A 5729-nucleotide genomic window follows, 5' to 3' on the forward strand; every position below is an offset into this window, starting at 1 on the left:
AGCCTGAGACTGGAATTGCACCCCGCCGCCTCGCGCGCTAATCCGTGACAATGCCCTCCCCAGCCGACCTCATCCCCGATCCGCTGATCACGCTCGCTCCCGATCGTCAGGTCACCCTACGCGAAGCCTTTGGCGTCGACAGCGACATGATGGTCCCGGCCTTCTCCACGGCCGACCCGCACGTGCCGGAGGTAGACCCCGCCTACCGCTTCGACCCGCAGACCACGCTCGCCATCTGCGCCGGCTTCGCCCACAACCGCCGCGTGATGGTCCAGGGCTATCACGGCACCGGCAAGTCGACGCACATCGAGCAGGTCGCCGCCCGCCTCAACTGGCCGCTGGTGCGGGTGAACCTCGACAGCCACGTCAGCCGCATCGACCTCGTCGGCAAGGACGCCATCGTCCTGCGCGAGGGCAAGCAGGTCACCGAGTTCCGCGAGGGCATGCTGCCCTGGGCGCTGCAGCGCCCCATCGCCATCGTGTTCGACGAGTACGACGCCGGCCGCCCCGACGTGATGTTCGTGATCCAGCGCGTGCTGGAGGCGCAGGGCCGCCTGACCCTGCTGGACCAGAACCGCGTCATCCGCCCGAACAAATTCTTCCGCCTGTTCGCCACCACCAACACCATCGGCCTGGGCGACACGTCGGGGCTTTATCACGGCACCCAGCAGATCAATCAGGGCCAGATGGACCGCTGGAACATCGTCACCACGCTCAACTACCTCGATCACGACGTCGAGGCCGAGATCGTGGCCGCCAAGGTGCCTGAGTGGTCCGACGCCGACGGCCGCCGCCGCATCGCCGCCATGGTCCGCGTCGCCGACATGACGCGCAACGCCTTCATGAACGGCGACATCTCCACCGTCATGAGCCCCCGCACGGTGATCACCTGGGCCCAGAACGCGATCATCTTCGCCGGCGACGTAGGCCTGAGCTTCCGTCTGACCTTCCTGAACAAGTGCGACGAGCTGGAGCGGCCGACGATCGCGGAATTCTACCAGCGGGCGTTCGGGGAAGACCTGCCGGAAGCGGCGACGCGGGTGAAGGTGGGGTAGTCACCCTTCTCCCCTTGCGGGAGAGAGCGCTCACCCCGTCCCATTCCGCCAAGCCCCCGCCGCCATTTCTCGCGCCGTCTCCCTCACCCCATCCGGCCATCCTTCCACCGCCGCGTCGAACGCAGTCCAGTCGCCGGCGAACAGCATGCGGGTCGCTTCCTCGTAGCCCGGCAGGTCGCCAGCGAGGGCGGTCATGAAGCGGTAGGTCGCCTCCTTGGCCTTGCGGGCGCGGTCGGGGCCTTCGGCTTCGCGCAGGGCGCTTTCGACCAGTTTGCGCAGGGCCACCGAGGTGCCGCCGGGTTGGGCGGACAGCCACTCCCAATGGCGGGGCAGCAGGGTCACCTCGCGCGCTGTGACGCCGAGCCTGGGCCGCCCGGGCCCGCGCCGTTCCGCCTCGGGCGGCGGGATGAGGCGGCCCAAGGCCTCGGACAGATCGCCGCGCAGGTCCAGGTCCACGACCCGTCCCGTTGCGGCGTCGAAGACCAGCACCGTCTCGCCGGCGGATGCTGCGGCGTGCAGCGCCGCAAGGGCCTCGGCGGCCAGGCCGCGGGCGATCAGGCGGCAGCCGGCGAAGGCGAACAGAAGTTGGTCGGTCGGCACGGTCACAGGCGGGCTCCTCAAGGTGCAACCGCATATTTACCCGGATGAAACCGGACCGTCAATATCATCCGGGCACAATGTCTTCCACTGCGGGAGCGGGCGGGAGCGGAGGCGGCGCCGACCGCTAGGTCCGGCAGGCGACGGAACAGGTCGTCGGGCTGACGGTTTCGCAGGCCGGAAGATCATCAAGCTGAGCAATGACCAGAAAATTCACGCCCTCCGATCTCCTGCAGTACCGCGCGGTAAGCAGCCTCGTCGGTTCGCGGGACCATGTCGCCTGCGTCCTCGACACGCCTGACCAGGCGAACGACTCCAACGCCACCCGAATCTGGCTCGCATCCCTGGACGGCGGCGAGCCTCGCCTGTTCTCGGCCGGGCAGGACAGCGCGCCCAAATGGTCGCCGGACGGGCGGGAAATCGCGTTCGTCTCCAACCGCGGCGACAGCGGCCTTCAGGCCTATGTGATGCGCACCGACGGGGGCGAGGCCAGACCCGTTTCGCACCTGAAGGGCGGCGTTTCGTCCGTCGAATGGTCGCCCGACGGCAACCACTTGCTCGTCACCGCCACACAGCAGGTCGATCCCTCGGCCAAGGGCGAGCGCAGCGAGCCTCCTGCAGGGAAGACGCCCCAGGTGGTCTGGCGTCTGCCCTACAAGAGCGACGGCATGGGCTACACCCTCGGCCGGGAAATCCACCTGTTCGTTCTCGACAAGACGGGCGGCGACGCCCGGCAGCTGACGGATGGCCCCTTCGACGTGCGCTCGGCGCAGTTCTCGCCGGACGGGCGCCGGATCGCTTACACCCGGACGCGGGTCGGTCGGGAGGCCCACCGGACCGACGTGTGGATCATGGACGCCGACGGGGCCAATGCGCGGCAGCTCTCGACCGACGTCGCCTCGGCCCAGTTTCCCTTCTGGTCGCCGGACGGCCGTTGGATCGCCTTCTCCGGCGGCGAGGTCGAGGGCGACTCACGGTCCCGCCTGTGGCTGATCGACATGGAGGACGAGCAGGTGCGGCCCCTCGGCGACGAAGTCGTCGAGGTTGAAGCCGGCGACAGCGTCCTGTGGGCCGAGGACTCGGCTTCCCTCTACTTCGTGCTCATGCGGCGCGGCCTGCAGGAGATCGCCTCGATCGGCGTCGCCGACGGGAAGCTCGACGTCCTGGTTTCGGGGCACCGGCACATCCTCAAGCTGGCGCTGGCGCAGGACGCCCTGGTCTACGCCGCGGCGAGCATCGACCAGCCGACGGAACTGTTCGCCTGCAGCCGGGACGGAACGGGAGAGCGGCGCCTTTCGAACTTCAATGACTGGTGGACCGAGCGCGAGCCGCCGAGGGTCTCCCTGCGATCGTTCGAGGTCCCGGACGGCGAGGGTGGGACCGAACAGATCGACGGCTGGCTGATGCTGCCGCCCGGGGAAGCCGACGGCCCCTTCCCGCTGCTGCTCGACGTCCACGGCGGGCCGCAGAGCATCGCCTTCGTCGAGTTCCGCAAGACCATGTGGCGTCACGTCCTGTGCGCTCGCGGGTGGGCGGTGCTGGCCCTGAACCCGGTGGGGTCGAGCAGCTACGGCCTCGAATTCATGACCCGGTTGAGGAGCCGGTGGGGAGAGCTGGATCTTCCCCAGCAGCTCGCCGCCGTAAAGGCGCTGCAGGACGAGGGCGTCGCCGACGATCGCCTCGCCATCTACGGCAAGTCATACGGCGGCTATCTATCGGCGTGGTCGATCACCCAGACGGACGTGTTCAAGGCCGCGGTCGTCTCGGCCCCCGTCGCCAACATCGAATCGCATTTCGGAACCTCGGACACGGGCTTCTACGTCACGCCCTATTCCATGTCGGGCGAGCCCTTTGTGAACCGGGCGGCGGCCCACGACCTGTGTGCGCTGAACAAGATGCATGAGGCGCGAACGCCGACCCTGCTTCTGCAGGGCATGGAGGACCAGCGCTGTCCGGTCGGACAGTCGGAGGAGATCTTCGTCACCCTGATGCGCAGCAGCGACGTCGCGGTCGAGATGGTGCTCTATCCCGGCGGCGACCACCATCTGGCGGAGCAAGGCTCGCCGACGTTCCGTGTCGATTACGTCACCCGCCTGGTCGACTGGGTCGAGAACTGGACCAACTGCCGGGCGGACGGCAGCCAGACCAATCCCGACAAGGCCACCGACAGCAGTTCTGGCGGCGAGGCGCACTAGCCGCGCTCCGCGTCGGCCATGGCGCCCCTCCCGATCCGCCGGCACGCGCCTCCCCGGCCATACGCCGCCCGCGACTAATCGCCGTCAAGCGCCGCCGCGGGAACTCCGAACGGCCACGCACGCTAAGGCGACAGCCCCTCCCCGGCTCTACCGTCTCAGACACAGGACATCCCATGACCGATCAACGCATCGAAGGCTCCGCCACCGCGCTCGAAGGCCAGATCCAGAACGGCGCCGGCCGCCTCACCGGCGACTCCAAGCTCCAGTTCGACGGCAAGCTCAACGAGGTGAAGGGCAAGGCGCTGGACGCCTATGGCCGGGTCATCGACGGGCTGGACGGCATCGTCGCGAAGGCGCCGGTCCAGTATCAGGACAAGGCGCGCCAAGGCCTCGACTTCGCCCGCCGCAAGCCGCTGCTGACCACCGGCATCGTCGCCGGCCTGGCGATCCTGCTGGGCGGAGTCGGCCGCCGCCGCTAGGCGCTCCGCGAGCCCGAATGACGAAAAAGGCCCCGGTGTTTCCACCGGGGCCTTCTTCAATTCCACCTCGCAGCGGAGACCTAGTCGACCACCTGATCGGCGGCGCGGGCCGCCTTGACCTGGGCGCCGGTGGCGGCCGTGACGTCGAAGGCGATCTTTCCGTCCTTCAGCGCCACCTTCACATGCCCGCCGCGCGTAAGACGTCCGAACAGGATGTCGTCGGCCAGCGGCTTCTTGATGTGCTCCTGAATGGTCCGGGCCAGCGGGCGGGCGCCGTACAGTTCGTCGAAGCCGTTCTTGGCCAGCCAGTCGGCCGCCTCGTCCGTCAGTTCGATGGTGATGTTACGGTCGGCCAGCTGGGCTTCCAGCTGCATCACGAACTTGGTCACGACCGACTTGATGGTCCCCGCGTCCAGCGCCTTGAAGGCGACGATGGCGTCCAGGCGGTTGCGGAACTCGGGCGCGAACAGCCGCTGGATGGCCTTCTCGTCCTCGCCCTCGACCTTGCCGCGGCCGAAGCCGATGGCGGCCCGGGCGTTGTCGGCGGCGCCGGCGTTGGTGGTCATGATCAGGATGGTGTTCCTGAAGTCGACCTTCTTGCCGACCGCGTCCGTCAGCATGCCGTTGTCCATGACCTGCAGCAGGATGTTGTAGACGTCCGGGTGCGCCTTCTCGATCTCGTCCAGCAGCACCACCGAATGCGGGTGCTGGTCGACGGCGTCGGTCAGCAGGCCGCCCTGGTCATGCCCGACGTAGCCCGGAGGGGCGCCGATCAGACGGCTGACCGTGTGGCGCTCCATATAGTCCGACATGTCGAAGCGCTGCATCTCGATGCCGAGGGTGGAGGCCAACTGGCGCGCCACCTCGGTCTTGCCGACACCCGTCGGGCCGCTGAACAGGAAGGCGCCGATCGGCTTCTGCGGGTCGCGCAGACCGGCGCGGGCCAGCTTCATCGCCGTCGAGACCTGCTCGATGGCCGCCGATTGGCCGAACACCACGCGATTCAGGTCGCGCTCAAGTTCACGCAAGCCTTCGGTGTCCGACTTCGACACCGACTTGGCCGGGATGCGCGCCATCTTGGCGATGACGGCCTCGACCTCCTTCTGGCCGATGAGCTTCTTCCGCTTCGATTCCGACAGCAGCATCTGCGACGCCCCCGCCTCGTCGATCACGTCGATCGCCTTGTCCGGCAGTTTGCGGTCGGTCATGTAGCGGGCCGACAGCTCCACGGCGGTGCGCAGCGCCGCATCGGTGTACCGCAACTTGTGGTGGCCTTCGTACGAGGTCTTCAGACCCTTCAGGATCTTGATCGTGTCCTCGACCGTCGGCTCGTTGACGTCGATCTTCTGGAAGCGGCGGGCCAGGGCCCGGTCCTTCTCGAAATGCTGGCGGTACTCCTTGTA

5 protein-coding genes are annotated in these 5729 nt (G+C 67.9%); 3 read left to right on the forward strand and 2 right to left on the reverse strand.

Going from position 1 to position 5729, the window contains the following annotated elements:
* Positions 1-50: 50 nt before the first annotated feature.
* On the forward strand, positions 51-1055 hold the full coding sequence (gene cobS / locus VGB60_RS10715; RefSeq protein WP_331038252.1) for a cobaltochelatase subunit CobS: 1005 nt from the start codon (positions 51-53) through the stop codon (positions 1053-1055).
* Between the two features lie 30 nt (positions 1056-1085).
* Here cobS and VGB60_RS10720 read toward each other — a convergent pair whose 3' ends face one another.
* Positions 1086-1661: a DUF2239 family protein gene (locus VGB60_RS10720; protein WP_331038253.1), complete on the reverse strand. Its 576-nt coding sequence runs from the start codon at positions 1659-1661 to the stop codon at positions 1086-1088.
* 191 nt (positions 1662-1852) lie between these two features.
* Between VGB60_RS10720 and VGB60_RS10725 the strand changes: the two genes are divergently transcribed.
* Entirely contained in the window at positions 1853-3847 is a 1995-nt protein-coding gene (locus VGB60_RS10725) for a S9 family peptidase (protein WP_331038254.1), read from the forward strand.
* A gap of 173 nt (positions 3848-4020) precedes the next feature.
* On the forward strand, positions 4021-4326 hold the full coding sequence (locus VGB60_RS10730) for a CsbD family protein (protein WP_331038255.1): 306 nt from the start codon (positions 4021-4023) through the stop codon (positions 4324-4326).
* A gap of 80 nt (positions 4327-4406) precedes the next feature.
* On the opposite strand, the gene VGB60_RS10735 is transcribed toward VGB60_RS10730, so the two are convergent.
* On the reverse strand, positions 4407-5729 hold a 1323-nt coding region (locus tag VGB60_RS10735), incomplete at its 5' end, for an AAA family ATPase (protein ID WP_331038256.1).

Source organism: Brevundimonas sp. (assembly GCF_036399195.1).
In the GTDB taxonomy this organism is placed as follows: domain Bacteria; phylum Pseudomonadota; class Alphaproteobacteria; order Caulobacterales; family Caulobacteraceae; genus Brevundimonas.